Annotated in this window: 11 protein-coding genes and 1 pseudogene; 1 reads left to right on the top strand and 11 read right to left on the bottom strand. The window is 61.5% G+C overall.

Going from position 1 to position 17,417, the window contains the following annotated elements:
• Positions 1–5: 5 nt before the first annotated feature.
• Positions 6–1,346 carry an MFS transporter gene (locus AC19YQ_RS21970; protein ID WP_133077589.1) on the bottom strand — a complete coding sequence of 447 codons (1,341 nt, stop codon included), beginning with the start codon at positions 1,344–1,346 and terminating at the stop codon, positions 6–8.
• A 329-nt stretch (positions 1,347–1,675) separates the two neighbouring features.
• Between AC19YQ_RS21970 and AC19YQ_RS21965 the strand changes: the two genes are divergently transcribed.
• Positions 1,676–2,386, top strand: a complete 711-nt coding sequence (locus tag AC19YQ_RS21965) for an FCD domain-containing protein (protein WP_133077590.1) — start codon at positions 1,676–1,678, stop codon at positions 2,384–2,386.
• A gap of 1,180 nt (positions 2,387–3,566) precedes the next feature.
• Here the strand turns inward: AC19YQ_RS21965 and AC19YQ_RS21960 are convergent.
• The 10 genes and pseudogenes from AC19YQ_RS21960 to AC19YQ_RS21915 all read right to left on the bottom strand — a co-directional run bounded on the left by AC19YQ_RS21960 (position 3,567) and on the right by AC19YQ_RS21915 (position 17,205).
• The gene (locus AC19YQ_RS21960) at positions 3,567–5,912 is read right to left on the bottom strand and encodes a tetratricopeptide repeat protein (protein ID WP_500595944.1); all 2,346 of its coding nucleotides are present in this window, start codon (positions 5,910–5,912) and stop codon (positions 3,567–3,569) included.
• 24 nt (positions 5,913–5,936) lie between these two features.
• The gene (locus AC19YQ_RS21955) at positions 5,937–8,417 is read right to left on the bottom strand and encodes a fused MFS/spermidine synthase (protein ID WP_500595943.1); all 2,481 of its coding nucleotides are present in this window, start codon (positions 8,415–8,417) and stop codon (positions 5,937–5,939) included.
• Positions 8,418–8,503: 86 nt separating this feature from the next.
• On the bottom strand, positions 8,504–10,090 hold the full coding sequence (locus AC19YQ_RS21950; protein ID WP_500595942.1) for an arylsulfatase: 1,587 nt from the start codon (positions 10,088–10,090) through the stop codon (positions 8,504–8,506).
• 51 nt (positions 10,091–10,141) lie between these two features.
• Positions 10,142–11,167 carry an HAD family hydrolase gene (locus AC19YQ_RS21945; protein ID WP_500595941.1) on the bottom strand — a complete coding sequence of 342 codons (1,026 nt, stop codon included), beginning with the start codon at positions 11,165–11,167 and terminating at the stop codon, positions 10,142–10,144.
• Positions 11,164–12,216 (bottom strand): hypothetical protein, encoded by a 1,053-nt coding sequence (locus AC19YQ_RS21940; RefSeq protein WP_500595940.1) that lies wholly within the window; start codon positions 12,214–12,216, stop codon positions 11,164–11,166. The genes AC19YQ_RS21945 and AC19YQ_RS21940 overlap by 4 nt, the downstream gene beginning before the upstream one ends.
• A complete protein-coding gene (locus tag AC19YQ_RS21935) occupies positions 12,213–13,790 on the bottom strand; it encodes a VWA domain-containing protein (RefSeq protein WP_500595939.1) in 1,578 nt (525 codons plus the stop codon). The genes AC19YQ_RS21940 and AC19YQ_RS21935 overlap by 4 nt, the downstream gene beginning before the upstream one ends.
• A gap of 1 nt (position 13,791) precedes the next feature.
• A complete protein-coding gene (locus AC19YQ_RS21930) occupies positions 13,792–14,784 on the bottom strand; it encodes a vWA domain-containing protein (protein ID WP_500595938.1) in 993 nt (330 codons plus the stop codon).
• Positions 14,771–15,266, bottom strand: a pseudogene (locus AC19YQ_RS21925) (DUF4381 domain-containing protein). The gene AC19YQ_RS21930 and the pseudogene AC19YQ_RS21925 overlap by 14 nt, the downstream one beginning before the upstream one ends.
• On the bottom strand, positions 15,263–16,213 hold the full coding sequence (locus tag AC19YQ_RS21920; protein WP_500595937.1) for a DUF58 domain-containing protein: 951 nt from the start codon (positions 16,211–16,213) through the stop codon (positions 15,263–15,265). The pseudogene AC19YQ_RS21925 and the gene AC19YQ_RS21920 overlap by 4 nt, the downstream one beginning before the upstream one ends.
• 11 nt (positions 16,214–16,224) lie before the next feature.
• On the bottom strand, positions 16,225–17,205 hold the full coding sequence (locus AC19YQ_RS21915; protein ID WP_500595936.1) for an AAA family ATPase: 981 nt from the start codon (positions 17,203–17,205) through the stop codon (positions 16,225–16,227).
• Positions 17,206–17,417: the final 212 nt, after the last annotated feature.

Here is a 17,417-nt window from a genome sequence, read left to right as displayed (position 1 = left end):
CCTTGTCAGGCAGGTTGCAGGGCGGCGGGGGTCGCAGCAGCGGGGGTGGGTTTGGTCTTGGCAAAGAACACGATGATTGCCGCAATGATCGATGTACCGGCCAGGCCATAGAGCCCGCCCTGGATCGAACCGGTGGTTTGCTCCAGGAAACCGAAAGTGGTGGGCGCAACGAATCCGCCGAGGTTGCCGATGGAGTTGATCAGTGCGATCACGGCTGCCGCGATGCGTGCATCCAGATAACCCTGGGGGATGGGCCAGAACAGCGCCGATGCCGATTTGAAACCGATGGCGGCGAAGCAGATGGCAATAAACGCAAAGATCGGGCCGCCGGTGGTCGACAGGAACATGCCCAGGGCGGCAATCAGCAGGGCCGTCGCAATCCAGGCCTGCTGGTATTTGAAGCGGCTGGCCAGTGACGCAAACGCATACATGGCAATAATGGAAATCAGCCACGGGATCGAGTTGAAAAAGCCCACCTGCATGTCGCTCAGGTCACCCATTTTCTTGATGATGCTGGGCAGCCAGAAGGTCGCGGCGTAAATGGTCAGCTGGATGCAGAAATAGATCGCGCAGAACAGCATGATCTGGCGGTCCTTGAGCAGCTTGAGCATGCTCGGTTTGACGATGTTGACGGCATCCCGCTCGCGCTGCTCGCGGTCAATCTCGTTCACCAGGGCGTCTTGTTCCTCACGGCTGAGCCATTTGGCGTCATGGGGCTTTGAGTCCAGCCAGTACCAGACAAAGCCGCACAAAAACACCGAGGCCATGCCTTCGATGATGTACATCCACTGCCAGCCATGCAGGCCCATGCCGGTGATTTGCAATAGCAGGCCGGACAACGGGCCCGAGATCAGGGACGCCAGTGCCGAACCGCTTAGGAAGATGGCAATCGCCTTGCCACGCTCGGCGCCAGGCAGCCAGCGGGTGAAGTAGTAGATCACTCCTGGAAAGAACCCCGCTTCGGCCACGCCGAGCAGAAAGCGCAGGATATAAAAGTGGGTTTCGTTCTGGATAAAGGCCATCAGGGTTGCGGTGATGCCCCAGGTGAACATGATCCGGGTCAGCCAGATACGGGCGCCGACTTTTTGCAGCAGCATGTTGGATGGCACTTCAAACAGCGCGTAGCCGATGAAGAACAGACCGGCACCGAAGCCATAGGCGGCTGCGCCAATACCCAGGTCGTGCTCCATGTGGGTGCGCACAAAGCCGATGTTTACGCGGTCAATGTAGTTGACGATAAACATGATGACGAAGAGCGGCAGCACATGCCTCTTCACCTTTTGGATCGCGCGCGCCAGTACGGGGTCGTTGGCGTGCGCAGCAGACGGATTGCTGGAAGTGTTCACAAGTCGAAGCCCCACTGATTATTGTTATGCGGGTGATATGTGCCGGAGGATGCGCCTTCGGTTGACGGACATCATATGAGTTGACTTTTGTCATCGCAATGCCTCGTAACAAACCGATAAGTTATAAAAAACGGGTTTTAAATGCATTTAACAGGTTTTTTCCCTGTTTATAGCGCTTTGAGAGCTGTTTGCTGGAGGATTTTTGAGGCTGACCGAAGCAAACGCTAGGTTTTGTGGGGCGGTATTTACCGATCAAAAGATAGGTTGTCATACATGTTGGGGTGTGAGAGATGCTAATATCAGGCTGCCATCTCTGAAGGGGGTTTCCCATGCAAGACCCGCAAGGCGCATCGACCCGCAAGCGTTCCCCGGGCCTGGCTCACGACATCGTGGCCGAGCTCACTCAGCGAATCCTGCTGGGCCAACTGGCTCCCGGAGAGAAGCTGCCTTCCGAATCCACCATCGTGCGTGAGCATGGTGTCAGCCGCACCGTCGTGCGCGAGGCGATCTCGAAATTGCAGGCTTCGGGACTGGTTGAAACCCGGCACGGGATCGGCACCTTCGTGCTGGAGCGCGATCAGCGCCAGGGCATTCACCTCAAGCGCGATACTGCGCACAGCGTGCGCGGCATCATCGAGTTGCGCATGGGGCTGGAGACACAAGCCGCAGCGTTGGCGGCCAGGCGCCGAACAGAGGGCCAGCTGCTGCAAATGCGTCAGGCGCTGGACGACTACCAGAGTTCACTGGCCAATAACGACAGCAGCGTCGAACCCGATCAGCGATTTCACAACCTGATCGCCCAGGCCACGGGCAATACCTATTTCACCGACATCATTTCCCAGCTCGGGCGTTCCGTGATCCCCCGCACACGGATTGACGCCGAGGAGCGTGGCGACACCGATTTGATGAAACTGGGTCAAATGGCGGTGCTGGAGCATGAGGCGATCTTGCGTGCCATTCGCCGACAGGACCCCGACGCCGCCCGCGCCGCCATGCTGCTGCACTTGAGCAACAGCCTGGAGAGGATGGCGGGGAGGTGAATTATGCATACATGCTGTAGCCGTCCAGAGCCGCGATGGCCCATCGCGGCGTGGCCCCATGACAGTGCCGGAGTGAGGGCGGGACCCGTAGAAAGTCGTGACGTATTGAATGGATATGTACTCGGCATAGGTGCGGGCGCATCGCAAAACAACTGGCACACGGGGTACATATCCGGCATCCGCAGTTAACTGAAATGATGGTTTCGCTCTTACAGCGAGTCACTTTGCAAAAGCGGCAAAGTAACCAAAGCGCTTTCGCCCCTGCGTACGGCCTTCGCTGCGCTCAGGTGTCCCTCACTCCGGTCCCGCTCCGTGGGCCCGCCGTGACGGGCCATCCATGGCCCAACACGGCTCTCCCGGCATCCATGCCGGTCGACCCACTACGCAGAACCTCCTCTCGGCCTCCCGAAGGGGCGGGCAGATCAAAAGCACTGCCCGCCGAGGCGGCCGACCGGCCGACCGGCCGGCCGGCCTGGTTGGTGGGTTGCATTCACGATCTGTAGCAGCTGACGAGCTGTGCGAGGCTGCGATCGGCTTGGTGCGCCACTGGGACGTAGCAGTCGTGAAATCGGCTTGCACGGTTAATCAGGCACTGCGCGTGTATCGGTTTTGCGACCGCTGCGCGCTCGATCGTAGCCTCGTTCTACTCGTCAACGGCTACAACACGGAGTTGTTGGCGAGTCCTGTAGTCGCTGACGAGCCGTGCGAGGCTGCGTTCGGCTTGGTGCGCCACTGCGACGTAGCACTCGTGGAATCGGCTTGCACGGTTAATCAGGCACTACGCGTGTACCGGTTTTGCGACCGCTGCGCGATCGAACGTAGCCTCGTTCTACTCGTCAACTGCTACGTAGAGGGATAGACGACGAATCCTGTAGACGCAGCCGTCGTAAAACCCTGCACTGGGGTGTTTTTCTATGCAGGCTGCAATCGCCAACCCAACACATTCAACATGTCACAACCATCTTGTCTGTTGGCGCTAAAACTGGACCCGTCTCCAGCGGACGCCAAGAAGGATAGGCAGGTCAAAAAGCCAGTGCAAAAACAAGCTTAACTTCAGGCCGACCTCTTTAGCGAAGCACATTTCTCTGAACAGGTCGGCTGGCAACAGAGTATCTACAGGATGGGCGCACTGTAGCCGCTGAGGAGCATAGCCAGGTTTAACGCCTGAGTTTACGACGACTCATTTCAACGCCACGTCCTCAGGGTTGATCTTTTTCCATGCCTGCAGCACCGCCTGTGCCTTGGGCTCCTGGCCGCTGTCGAGGTAAAACTGGATCAACGCCAGCCGCGCATCGCGAAATGCCGGTTGGCGTTTGAGCAGTTCTTCCATGTGCTCACACGCCGGCCCGACCTGACCGTTCTGGTGCAACGCCACTGCCAGCACATAACGGTATTGGGCGTTGTCAGGTTCCAGTGTCACGGCCTGCTGTAAGGCTGACATGGCTTGCTTGGGCTGGCCCGCCCGAATCAACGCCAGCCCCTCGCTGTGTTGCAGCAGTGCTGTTTGCGGGTGCGCCTTGATTGTGTCGCTGAGCAAGGCCATCGCCTCGGCACTGCGGCCACTGGCTTCCAGCCACTGGGCCAGCGTGACCACCGCAGGGAAGAAGTCCGGGTCACGCAGCAGGGCGGCGCGCAGTTTGGGTTCAACCTCGGCATTGCGACCACTGGCCTGATACAGCATGGCCAGGTTGAGGTTGGACTCGGCCCGTTCGGCCAGGCTCAATTGCACCGTTTCGTATTCAGCAATGGCGCTGTCCCAGGCCCCTTGATATGCCCCCAAGCCGTTACGCGCCGCCCCTTGCACGTTACGGGCGGCGATGATGCGCACCGCCCGCACGCTGTCACTCAATAGCGGGCCGAGCAAGGTGACGCGTTCGGTTGCAGGCAAAAAGGCGCTGACCGCCCGCACTGCACTTTCACGCACTTGAGGAGCCGGGTTGTTCAAGTCCCTGGTGGCCAGTTTCAAGGCGGACTCACTGGGGTAGTTCGCCAGTTCTGCCAACAGGGTTGCCCGTTGAATGGCCGGCAGGTTGCCGCGCCGCAATTGCTCGTACAACGCTTGTGCCGCACCGGGTTTGCCGCCGCGAATCAATCCTAAACTTTCGTCGTAACGGGCGGCCTGTGGCCCTTCATGGGCTGTCCAGAGCTTGAATTGTTCAGTCACCGTGTCTTGCGCTTTGCCTTGATGGCAGGTCAGGCAGGCGTCCGGGGTGCCGAGGGTTTTGGCCCGTACCGGGTTGGGGATGCTGAAGCTGTGGTCATGCCTGAAATCGTTGCCCATGTAGAGCTTGCCGGGCATATGGCAATCCACGCACTGCGAGCCCGGTTGGCCTTCGGTATGGCGATGGTGTTCGGTCGAGTCGTAGCGCTTGGCTTGCAGCCCCTTGTCGTCAATCCCGGCAACCGCCGCCTTGCCTGCGCTGTTGTGACATTGCAGGCACACGCCATTGCCCGGCGCTTTCAATTGAGTGCTGTGAGGGTTGTGGCAATTGCTGCAACGCACACCCTTGTCGAACATTTTGCTTTGCGCGAAGGAGCCGTGTTCAAACACTTCATCCTTGATCTTGCCGTCCAGTGCATACAGTTCGCGGTTCAACACGCTGGGCAGATAGTCGTCCATCAGGCGTTTGCCCACGGTAAAACCATCTCCCAGCGGGGCACGTCGGGCGTGGCAGCGGGCGCAGGTTTCGATCTCGCTGGTGGCGTCCTTGTTTTTGAGGTCGACGTCAAACCCGCTGTGGGGCAGTCCGGTGTTGTCAGTCACTGCCAGCAGGTGATTGGAGGCCGGGCCGTGGCAGGCCTGGCAACCGACGCCGAGGCTGTTCCACTGGCTGTTGAAGCGGTTGGTCGCGGCGTCAAAATTGCGTTTGTAGCCGGTGGTGTGGCACTCCACGCACATAAAGTTGGCGTTCTGGCTGGGCTTGCTCCAGTGCAATGGATTCTTGAAGTCCACCCCCTGGCCCGGATAAAGGTGAAACCAGCGGTTTTTCTCGGTATCCCAGGCCACGCCCAGGGCTTGCAACCTGCCGTCGCCGACTTCGATCAGATATTGCTGCAACGGCGCAATGCCGAAGGTGTAGGCGACCTTGAAGTCGCCAGACTTGCCTTCAGGTCCCGGCGTATTGACCCAGAACTCATCGCCCTTGCGAAAGAACCGGGTGTTTTCGCCTTCGCCCTTGAACGTGGCATTGTTGAAATCGGCCAGCACGGTCTGCGGGTCGGCCTCCTGCATGACCAACTGGTGATGGGAACCTTGCCAGTCCTTGGCCTGGGCGCTGTGGCAGCCCTGGCACTGTTGTTCGTCGACCATCTGCGCAGGGGGCATGTGCCTGACTACGGGGGCCGTGGCCACCGCCTTGGGCTCAAGCACCGGCGTCACGACCGGGGCCGGGCGGTTGAGATAAAACCACAGCCCGCCCAGCACCAACAGCAACAGGACCGCGCTGACGGGTAACAGGTAACCGCTCATCAAGGTAGGGCGCGAATCAGGTTGGTTTGCAGCTTTTATAGTTTTAGTTTTGGGCATTGCGACTTCCGTATCCAAATGGCTTTAGCGTTCACCGACAAACCAGCGGTAATAGGGGTTGGCGCCATCACCGCGCATCACTTCGCGGATGTCCCTGGCCCATGCCTCGCGGTCGCCATCGTAGGCATGCAGGCTTGAGCGGTAAAACTGCATCAGACGTTGCTGATGGTCGTTCATGCGCGCAACAAACCCGGGCTCGGCGTTGAGCAAAAGTGCGGGGCGGCGCAGATCGAGCAACGCCGGGAGTACCCGGCTGATTTCCTTGGAGCGTACCCAGGGAGCGTACTCGATGCGTGGTTGATCGTCCGTGACGGCAGGCGCATCTGCAGCAAAACGTTCCAGCCCCTGACGATCTGTCACCCAGGTCGCCAGCAGGGCCGCCGCCGAAGCGACGCCCACATCCTGCAGGGCACTGCGCACCCCTAGCTGCTCGAAGCGGGCGTTGATGCGTGCGGCGTCCAGTTCAATCGGCTGCAGGGAGCCGACCAGCAGCATTTCGTGAAACTCGCTGCTCCAGAGCGTCGCGTACGGGAACACGTCAAGAAAACTGCGCACCAGCGAGCGCGAGTCCTCTATGTTCTGGGTCGGCAGCGGCAGCCATTGCGCGACAATCCCTTGAGGTTCCAGGCGTTGCGCTGCCAGTTGATAGAAGTCCCGGGAATACAGGTTGACCACCCCCGCAGCTGACGGTGGTGGCGGCTCCAGGGTGATCAGGTCGTAACGCTGGTTGCTGCGCAGGAGTTCCTGGCGCCCGTCGCGCAAACGCACCTGCAGGCCGGGGCTGGCAGCAGCACCGAAGTTGCCCTTGAACAACGTAGAGGCGTTGACCACCGAAGGCAGCAACTCGGCCACCACCCGGTGTTCCAGTGCCGGATAACTCAACAGGGCACCGGCGGTAATCCCTGTGCCGAAACCGATCACCAGCGCCGAGCGTGGCTCGCCGTTGTGGATCAGTAATGGCAGCAGGGCCTGGATGCGCATGTAGCGCAGGGACGGCATGGCATCGCCGGTGTTGGATACGCCCTGGATATACAGGCGGTGGAAGAGGCGCTCGCCTTTACCTTGAGTCACCACGGCGACGGTGCCGCCACGGCCTTCTTCATAAAACGCCAGTTCGCCGTTGCGTGCCCCCGGCAGCAGATCGGCGATGCGGTCGACCGGGGTCAGCCAGGCCACCAGCAGCGCTGCAATGCTTAGCGCAATGACCCCTTGGCGATGACCTTTTTTGACCCCGTGACCCTGGCGTACCGCGATAAACCCAACCGCTGCAGCGATGAGTGCCAGCAGGCCCAGCGTGCGCACCAGCCCCAGCAAAGGGATCAGCACAAAGCCGCAGAGTGCAACGCCGACAATCCCGCCCAGGGTATTGAAGGCGACGACCGCGCCGACATCTCGCCCGACCCGGTCCGGGCCCACACACAGGCGTAACGCCACCGGGAAGGCTGCGCCCAATAGCACTGTGGGGACAAACACGATGCTCAGCGCCGCCACCGCAAAACGGGCGCTCATGCCCACCAGCGCAGTGAAGCCCAACTCCAGCACCAGGGTTTCGACCCGGGTTTGCAGCAGGATCAGCCAGCGCCCGAGCAGGGCGACTTCCAGCAGGGCAACCAGCCCGGCCCCGGCGATCAGCAAGGCAAAAATGCCCCAGGGATCGCGCAGGCGATCGACCCGGCGCGCCATCAGGCAGCTGCCGACAAACAAGCCGGTCAGATAGGTCGCCAGCACCACGGCAAAGGCGTAGGTGCGAGTACTCATGAATTGCACGATCGATTGCGACCAGACCACTTCGTAGCCCAGCGCCACACCGCCTGCAATCGCGTACAGCACCATCGCCAACCGGGCCGGTGACGGTTGCGTCGACGGGGTGGTGGCAAGGGGAGCCGGATAACGACGCTGTACGATCAATGCGCCAATGGCGGCTATCACGTTCAGCAAGGCAGCGGCACAGGCACTGCCCCGCACGCCCAGGGTGGCAATCAGCACAAAGGCGGTAAGCAGCGTGCCGACAATTGCCCCGGCGGTATTGGCGGCGTACAGGCGGCCACCGGCCTGGCCCAGTTGCCGGGGCTCAGCCGCCAGTGCGCGGACCAGTACCGGCAGGGTGCCGCCCATCAGCAATGCAGGCAGGCCTACCAGCAACAGGGGCAGCAGCCAGGCCAGCAGGCCGACCTTTTGCTCAAGCCAGGCGAAGGGGGCTGCTGCAAGGCTTAGCCCCAGTGTGGTTGCAATCCCCAGTAGCGCCACGCCCACCTCAAGCCCTGCATAGAGCAGCAGAGGTTTGGCCAGCCGGTCGGCAAAGCGCCCGAACAGCAGCCCACCCAGGGCCAGGCCTGCGAAAAAGGCACTGATGCCGGTGGTGATCGCGTACACCTCGACACCGATCACCAGGGACAGTTGCTTGATCCACAGCACCTGGTAAATCAGGGCTGCAGTTCCAGAGATAAAGAGCAGCAAGGCAGGCATTAACGGCGTCGTGCGGCGGGTCTGGGAGGGTGACGGCATTGCGCGGGGGCCTTGTGCGGAAGTAGTTCGGGGATGAGTCGTGATCCCGTGTGGGAGCGGGCAAGCCCGCTCCCACAGAGGCAGGTTTACTGTGCTGGCTGATGTTTCATTTTTTCCGCAATCTTGGCGTCTACCGCTGCGCGTACCTGATCGATACTGAAGCTGGGCGGCTTCTGGCTAGGCGGGTAATCGACGAAGGTTTCGAGGAAGTTGGCAGCCTTCATGATTGCCAGTTCGTTCAAGTAGACGTTTTTGGTGCTCCAGTCGTAATACTGATCGGAGACCACGTCAGCCCGTTCGAACGGGTCCATGCGCAGGTTGAAGATTTTCGGCACCCGCAGGCACACGAAAGGCTCGCTCCAGACCTTGAAGCCGCCCGGTTCGCGCTGTTCGCAGAACACCACTTTCCAGTTGTCGAAACGCATCGAGACCAGCATGCCGTCATCGTTGAAGTAGTAGAACTCGTTGCGATTGCCCTTGGGTTGCTGGCCGGTCAGGTACGGCAGCTGGTTGAAACCGTCCAGGTGCACCTTGAAGTCGGTGCCGCCTGCCACCGGGGCCCAGCCCTTGAGCAACTTGTCTTTGACATCGGCATCGCCCGCCACTGCCAGCAGGGTCGGGAACCAGTCCAGTCCCGAGAACATTTCGTTACTCACTTCACCGGCCTTGATCTTGCCCGGCCAGCGCACGATCGCAGGGACGCGGAATGCACCTTCCCAGTTGGAGTTCTTCTCGTTACGGAACGGCGTGGTAGCCGCGTCCGGCCAGGAGAACTGGTTTGGCCCGTTGTCGGTGGTGTAGACCACGATGGTGGTGTCGGTGAGTTTGAGATCGTCGAGGGTTTTCAGCAGTTTGCCGACGTCGCCGTCATGCTCAAGCATGCCATCGGCGTACTCGTTGCCGGGCATACCACTCTGGCCCTTCATCGAGTCGCGCACGTGGGTAAACAAGTGCATGCGCGTGGTGTTCATCCACACAAAAAAAGGCTTGTCGGCCTTGGCCTGCTTTTCGATGAACGCTTGCGCCGCCGCGGTGGTTTCGTCGTCGATGGTTTCCATGCGCTTGGCGGTCAGGGCGCCGGTGTCTTCAATCTTGCCGTCGGCGAAACTGTGGATCACACCACGGGGCGAGGTGGCCTTGACGAAGGCAGGATCATCTTTGGGCCAGTATGGGCGCTCGGGTTCTTCCTCGGCATTGAGGTGGTACAGGTTGCCGAAAAACTCGTCAAAACCATGATTGGTCGGCAAGTATTCGTCGCGGTCGCCCAAGTGGTTTTTACCGAACTGTGCAGTGGCGTAGCCCTGGGACTTGAGTGCTTGGGCGATGGTGATATCGCGTTTTTGCAGGCCCACCGGCGCCCCCGGTATGCCGACCTTGGACAGGCCGGTTCGCAACGGAGTCTGGCCGGTGATAAATGATGATCGTCCGGCGGTGCAGCTGTTCTCCGCGTAATAGTCGGTGAACATCATGCCTTCTTTGGCAATCCGGTCGATGTTGGGGGTCTTGTAGCCGACCACACCCATGGAATAGGCACTGATATTGGACTGGCCAATGTCATCGCCAAAAATCACCAGAATGTTGGGCTTCTCAGCGCCAACAGCGGTGGCAGACAGCGCCATCACTGAAGCCGCTACCAAGGCTAGCGGAGGTAACCACTTGGCTATTCGAGTCATGCAACTTGCTCCTTGTTGACTGGGTTAGTGCACTGCAGACGGCTGTTTTTCTTATGGCTGTTGCTCGTTCGCGCCGGACTCGAATGGATAGATGTGCCGCCATTGCGACGCCATATCGACGATAGTCCAGTTCTGCTGTTTTGCCTGATCGAGCGCCTTGTCCAGGCGGCCGATTTTTGAGTCCCTGTCATAAGCCCATTCGCGCTTGGCGTCGGTGTGGTGCACCAGGCCCATAAAGCGCGGGCCCGTGCCTGCAGCGGTCCACTGGAGCATTTGCAGGTCGCCGTCGGAGTTGCCGAACGCCAGGATCGGCCGACGGCCAATCACGCTGTCGATGCTGACCGGCTTGCCGGGGCCGTCATCGTTGTGGGCGATTTTGGCGGTGCGCAAAATGGACGGTTTGCCGTCCTTGACCTGGTACTGCGTGACGAATGAGGAGCCGATCACCTGCTCAGGCGGGATGCCGTATACCTCTTCGGCGAACACCCGCATAAAACCGGTATCACCGCCGGACACGATGTAGGGTTTGAAGCCCTGGCTGCGCAGGTAAGCAAGTACTTCCAGCATCGGCTGGTAGACCATCTCGGTGTAGGGCTTGCCGCTGGTGGGGTGGCGGGCCGTGCTCAGCCAGCGCTGGACGTTGTCGCGAAACTCATCGGTGGTGAGCCCGGCGTGGGTGGCCATGAAAATTTCCACCAGGCCCTCCATGCCTGCTTCGGCCAAGGCCTTGTGGTCGTTTTCGATGACTGCCTTGAACGGTTGCCGGTCTTTCCACTCCGGGTGCTGGTCGGCCATGCGCCTGATTTCGTCGAAAGCGTACAGCGCTTCAAAATAGCCCGGCTGCTCGCTCCACAAGGTGCCATCGTTGTCGAATACGGCGATGCGCGCTTCGGGTGCTACAAACCCTTTGCTGTCGGGTGTGGTGACCGTCTGCACGAATTCCAGGATGCCTGTTTTGGTGGGGCCTTCGTTCCAGGACGGCAATGGATCGGCGGCCAGGGCGAACAGGGGCAGGGCAAACAACAGCGCCGCTACCGTCCGTGTAGCCACTGAGGAGGCAGGTGTGGATGTGTTCATTTCGGGAAGTCCTTTTCATGAACGGGGTTAAGGGGCCGCAAGCCCCAGGTTTTGCGCGGGGGGCGGGAGCGTAGCCAGTGTCGTGCCGTGGTGATGCCCTGTTGCATCCGGCGCCGGTTCAGATAGGCGAGGGCCGCCAGCAGCAGGACCGAACCCGCAGCCAGCACGGATCCGGGCAGGTACAGCCGGGTTGGTTGCCCTAGTTGCCTGAGGTCTTCAACGACGGAAAACACCGGGGTGTAGCTGCTGTTGGCGGTGGCCTTGAAGGTGATTGCCGGGACCTGGCTGGTGTGCACCGTGCGTTTGACGCTGTCCCACCATTTGACGCTGATAGCCGGCAGGCTGAAGTCGCCCTCGCGCTCAATCCGATAACTCACGGCATCGATGCGTTGTCCGCCGATGAAGCCGCCACGACCGTCATCCCGATTGCTCACCTGCGGGGTTTGCGGGTAGGCACTGAGCCCTGACACGCGGGTCAGGTTGGGGGCGGGCAGCGACAGGCCCTGGGTGTCGTCAGCCTGCAGCGTCAGGGTGCGGGTGAGGCTGTCACCCACCTTGAACGGACCGCTGTGGGCAGTGAAGGCCTGACTCAAGCGCAGGGCGCTGGCCACCAGTATCGGTTCGCCGGGGCTGAAGCCCGCGGGCAGGTTGGCGCGAAAAGTCAGTGCCGGGGTTTGCCCCGACAGCTCATGGCTGGCCTGGGCGGGAGTGGCGCGGACGGTCAGCGGCGCAACAGTGAAGTCCTGGGCCAGCGTCGGGGTGATCCGGTAGGTGTAGCGCAGGCCGCTGAACGGCTGCCCTTGAACGGTTTGCGAGAGGTGTTCGGCTTCGCCATCGGGCTGTGTGATATCGGCGCCGGGAAGGCTCAATTGCGCCAGCGTTGCACCGCCGGTGAACCAGGTGTTGGTCAGGACATCGACCTGTAACTGCAACGTTTCGCCGACCATGACGGTATCGCCCGGCACCAGGCGGGTTTGCACCAGCAGTTGAGGCTCATCGGCCAGCACCAGGCCGGTAAACAGCATGATCGTCAACGCATAGCGCTTCATGGCGCCACCTTCTGGTCTTGCAGGCTGAATTTTTGGCGCAAGAAATTGGCCGGGGAAGTGGTCAGGTTTTCCAGCCATTGCTCATCGCTGGCCGCCTGTCGGGTCTGCAGCGGCTTGCTCTGACCCTTGCCCGGTTGCTTGTCGAATTTGATGGCGTCGGCTTTGACCTCGGGGGTGTTCTGTTCGGCACTGTCAGTGTCTTTTTGCAGTGCAATTGCCAGGGCCAGGTTGGCGCTGGCTTCGGGGAACTGTGGTTGCAGGATTAACGCCTGGCGGTAGGCAGCAATTGCCTGATCGAACTTGAAGCGACGCACGTAAATATTGCCCAGATAGAAGTACGCCTGGGGGGTGTTCAGCTGCGCGAAGCTGGCCAGTGCCAGATCGAAGTCGGCAGCGTTATAGGCGGCGATGCCTTTCCAGTAGGGGTCGACGAAGAGGTCGGCGGCCGCCGGATAGTGCTGATGTTCAAAGGCCCAGCGTCCTTGCTGGTCTCGGGTGAAGAACGCATCGGTCAAGGCATTGGCTTGCGCCGGTGCCGGCTGCAGGGCCATGCCCACGCCGACCACCAGCACGGCGTTCCAGTTCAGGCTCCAGCCGCGACGCACGGAAAAAAACGCGATCAACAGCAGTGGCCCGCAGAGCCAGTAGCCCGCGTCTTTCCACTGCAGTTCGCGCTGCTCATCGCTGGCGGCCTGAAAGTGCTGACGGGCGTGGCCTTCGATCCAGTCCAGGTCATCATCGTTGAGGGTCAGGCTGCCCAGTGGTGCGTCGGTCGCTGCGGCCAATTGCTTGAGGGCGGCACCGTCGAAAGAGCCCAGTTGCGGGCGGCCATTGCTGTCCGTGCGCGGCTGGCCGTTGCCATCGCGGATTATTCCGCCATGGGTGCTGCCTGCCGCCAGTACCAGCACTTGCAAGGCGCTGCCCTGCAGCAGGGGTTTGAGGCTGTCCAGCTGTGCCGTGTCGGCACCGTCGGTGATCAACAACAGGGTGCCGGGGGCGTTTTCAGCCTGCAGCAGACGCCTGGCCTGTTCGATCACGGCTGCCACGTTCTTGCCGGGCCGTGCGATCAGGTCCGTGCCCAGGGCCTGGATAAAGCTGTCGAGCAGTTGCGGATCGTCGGTGGCGGGCAATACCAGATGGGCGCTGCCCGCATAGGCAATCAGGGCCGTGCGGGCACCGCTGCGTCGGGCGATCAGGTCATGGAGTTTGTGTTTGGCCGCTTGCAGCCGGGTGGGCTGCACATCGCTGGCATCCATCGACGGTGACAGGTCGAGGGCGATGATCAACGGGGCGCGGTTTTGCAGGAACGCCGGGCGGTCCTGCTCCCAGGTGGGGCCTGCCGCAGCCATGGCGCCGATGATCAGCAAGGCGCCGGTCAAGTGCAAAGGGCGCAGGCGGTGCGGGTCCCGGGGGGTGATCAACAAGTGCGGCAACAGGTGCGGGGCAATGATCGCCCGCAGGCGCCTTTGCTGGTCATGGCTGCGTCGCCACACGACCGGCAGCAGGGCGCCGAAAACCGCCAGCAGCAGCCAGACCGGGCGCAGAAAGTGGAAGTCGCCGAGGTTGATTTCCATCTCAAGCCTCCTGCCGTGCTGAGCGCTGGTTGAGCCGAGAGGCCAGTAGCGCAAACAGGTGATACAGCGCCAACAGGCTGATGGCGCCCGCCACCGGCAGCCAGAACAGATCACGCTTTGGCTGGTGGCTGAACGTTTTCACCTGATGGGGGGTGATGCTGTCGAGGGTGGCGTACACCTGATTCAGGCTGTCGCGATCTTCGGCGCGAAAGTACTGGCCACCGGTGCTTTTGGCGATGCCCTGCAGTGCCGTCAGGTTGACCTTGGCCTCGCCTTCGGCACTCGGGTCGCCAATCCCTATGGTGTGGATCACCACGCCTTTGGCCGCTGCCATCGAGGCTGCACGGCTCACGGGAATGGCGCTGCTGGTGTCGTTGCCATCGGTGAGCAGAATCAGCACTTTTTCCGGTTCATGGGCCTGGTCGAGCAATTTGAGGCTCAAGCCAATGGCGTCGCCTATGGCGGTGTTGGGCCCGGCCATGCCGATTGCGGTGTCGTCCAGCAGAAGCGACAGGCTGGCGTGGTCGAGGGTCAGCGGTGCTTGCGGGTAGGCACCGCTGCCAAACACGATCAGGCCGATGCGGTCGTCCTTGCGCCGCTGGATAAAGTCCTGGACCACCTGCTTGACTGCCGCCAGACGGTTGATTTTCTGCCCGCTGGCATCAGTGAAATCCGTGGTTTCCATGGACTGCGAGATGTCGATGGCGAGCATCAGGTCGCGCACCGGTTGCTGGCGTTCAATGGGTTTTTCGATCCAGACCGGCCTGGCCACGGCCACTACCAGTAATGCCCACACCAGCAGGTTGAGCAGCAATTGCCAGCGGTTGTTCTGCGCGGCTGACACCTGGGGTGTCTGGTCGACGGCGCGGCTCATGGCGTTGAAAAACGGTACGCGCACGGCACTGCGGGCTTCGCGATAGGCGGGCAACCAGCGGTAGCCGAACCACGGCAAGGGCAGCAACAGCAGCAGCCAGGGGTAATCAAACTGCCACATGGTGTTGCTCCACCCAGCGAGTGCAGGTCTCGACCAACTGCTGGCGTTGTGTGTCGGGCAGGGCGAGCAGTTGTTCATCCGGGGCGTAGGCCAGAAGCGCCAGTTGCTGACTGAAATCCTCGGGCACGGGCCGGGGGCTGTGGCTGCGCAAAAAATCCTGCCAGGCGTCACCCTGCAACGGGCCTGCGACCTGCGACCTGCGGGCCGGGCATGGACAGGGCCACCCGTTTAAGCAGCGTGGGCAGCTCGCGCAAGGTGCCCAACGGGTCGTTGGCCGCGCGCAGTTGCGCCAGGCGTTGCAAGGCCTCGCGCCGGTAGCGGTTGCGTCGCCACTGCCAGACGGCGCGTACGCCCCAGGCCGCCAGGCCGGTCAGCACAACCCCGAGCAAGGCCCACCAGCCCCAGGTCTGCGGCATATAGCTGACGGGCGCAGGCAGGGCCAGGGTTTGCAGTTGGTCAATGCTGGGGATAGGGGTGGTCATCGACGCCCCCCATCCAGCTTGCCCAGTTCGGTACGCAGCTGGCTGTGGGCATCCAGCGCGGTGTTGAACATCATCAGCGGCACCTGGCTGCGGCGCAGCAGGCTGGCGATGTCCTTGAAGCGCCCGCTGAAGAAGTCGCCCAGGGGTTGGCGCACGTACGCGTGCTGTACCGCCAACTCGACTTGCAACTGCCCTTGGGTAACCAGCAGGCGCCCGGCTTTTGGCAGGTTGAGCGCCAGGGGGTCGTAGACCTGCATCGCGATGACATCGTTGTGGACAGCCAGTTGGCGCATCAACTGCAGGGTGTGCGCTCCGGCCCCGGCGAAATCGCTGATCAGGCAAATCAGGTGGTCGTGCCCGGCTACGGCGAGGCAGTGCTGCAGGACCTTGTCCAGCTGGGTGGCCTCTTCGCAGTCGGGTTGCGTGGCATTGAGTTCATGGTTTTGCCCCACGATCTTGCTGCACAGCGCTTCGACCCGCTTGCGGCTGCGCAGCGGGGCGATGCTGTCGATGCGCTGGTCGTTGAACACCAGGGCGCCGACCCGGTCGCCGGCGTTGAACACCATCCACGCTGCCAGTGCGCCCAGCTCGGCGGCGGTGGCGGATTTGAAACTGCGGCTTGAACCAAAAAACATCGACATGCGCTGATCGACCACGATTAATGCCGGGCGGTCGCGCTCTTCGGTAAATGTGCGCACCACCGGTTTGCCGGTGCGCAACGAGGCCCGCCAGTCGAGGTGGCGCAGGTCGTCACCGGGCTGATAGCGGCGCAACTCGTCAAAATTCAGGCCACGGCCGCGCAAGCGCGAAGCGTGGTTGCCCGAGAGGATGCTGCCCTGGGGCTGGCGCGCGACAAAACTCAACGCCCGCGCCTTGAACTCCAGCGCCATCAATTGCGCCAAGGACACGTACACCCGTCCATCGGTGGTCTGCTGTGGAGCATGCATCGGCCAGCTCCTCAGGCAGGGACAGCGACTTTATCGAGCAGTCTGTCGAGCACCTGATCGGCATTGATGCCATCGGCCACGGCGTCGTAGCTGAGTTGCAGGCGATGGCGCAGTACCGGATGGACCATGGCGCGCACATTATCGGGTGACACGAATGCCTGGCCGCGCAGCCAGGCATCGGCGCGGGCGCAACGGTCCAGGCCGATACCGCCCCGGGGGCTGGCGCCAATGGATATCCAGCGAGCCAGGTCGGGGTCGTAGTCGGCCGGATGCCGGGTGGCGTTGATCAGGTCGATCAGGTAGCGGTCAATGGCGGGGGCGACGGTGACCGCGCTGACTTCTGCGCGGGCCGCAAAAATCGCCTCCTGACCCAGGGCAAACCCCGGTGCGCTGTCGATCGCTGCGTGTTGCGTCTGTTCTTCGGCGCGCAGCATGCGCAGCACTTGAGACTCGTTTGCAGGGCTGGGGTAGTCGAGCAGCACTTTCATCAGGAAGCGGTCCATCTGCGCCTCGGGCAGCGGGTAGGTGCCTTCTTGTTCGATAGGGTTTTGGGTGGCCAGAACAATAAACAGCCCGGGCAATTGATGGCTGTTGCCGGCAACGGTGATCTGGCGTTCTTCCATGGCTTCGAGCAAGGCGGCCTGGACTTTGGCAGGCGCACGGTTGATCTCGTCGGCCAGGATCAGGTTGCCGAAGAGGGGGCCTGGCTGAAACATGATCTGATTTTGCCCATCGACCTGATGCAGCACTTCGGCGCCGGTGATGTCCGAGGGCAGCAGGTCAGGGGTGAACTGGATACGGCTCATCTTTGCATCCAGATGCCTGGCCAGCGCCTTGATGGTGCGGGTCTTGGCCAGCCCCGGCAGGCTTTCGAGCAGCAGGTGACCATTGGCCAACAGGCCGACGATGATTTGGCGGATAACCTCGTCCTGGCCCAGTACCGCTTCGGCGATGCTGGCTTGCAGAGCGTTCAGATCAGTGAGCGCTGTCATAAAGCATTCCTTGCTCAAGCATGATTACCAGGGGGCGGGAACCACCACAAACTGCACGTTGCCGCCTACGTAACGGGGTTGGTACTGGATTAGCCCCTACAAAACCGGACACCAACTCCCCGTTAAATTGATGCCACTGCCAAGCGCCTGAACTCCCTCGGTGAGCGATAGTTCAAAGCGCTGTGCGGATGCTGCTCGTTGTAATGCTCAAA

The organism is Pseudomonas sp. MF06569, assembly GCF_059862735.1.
Note: the sequence above shows the minus strand (reverse complement) of the source record. Positions and strands in the feature narration are given on the sequence as shown.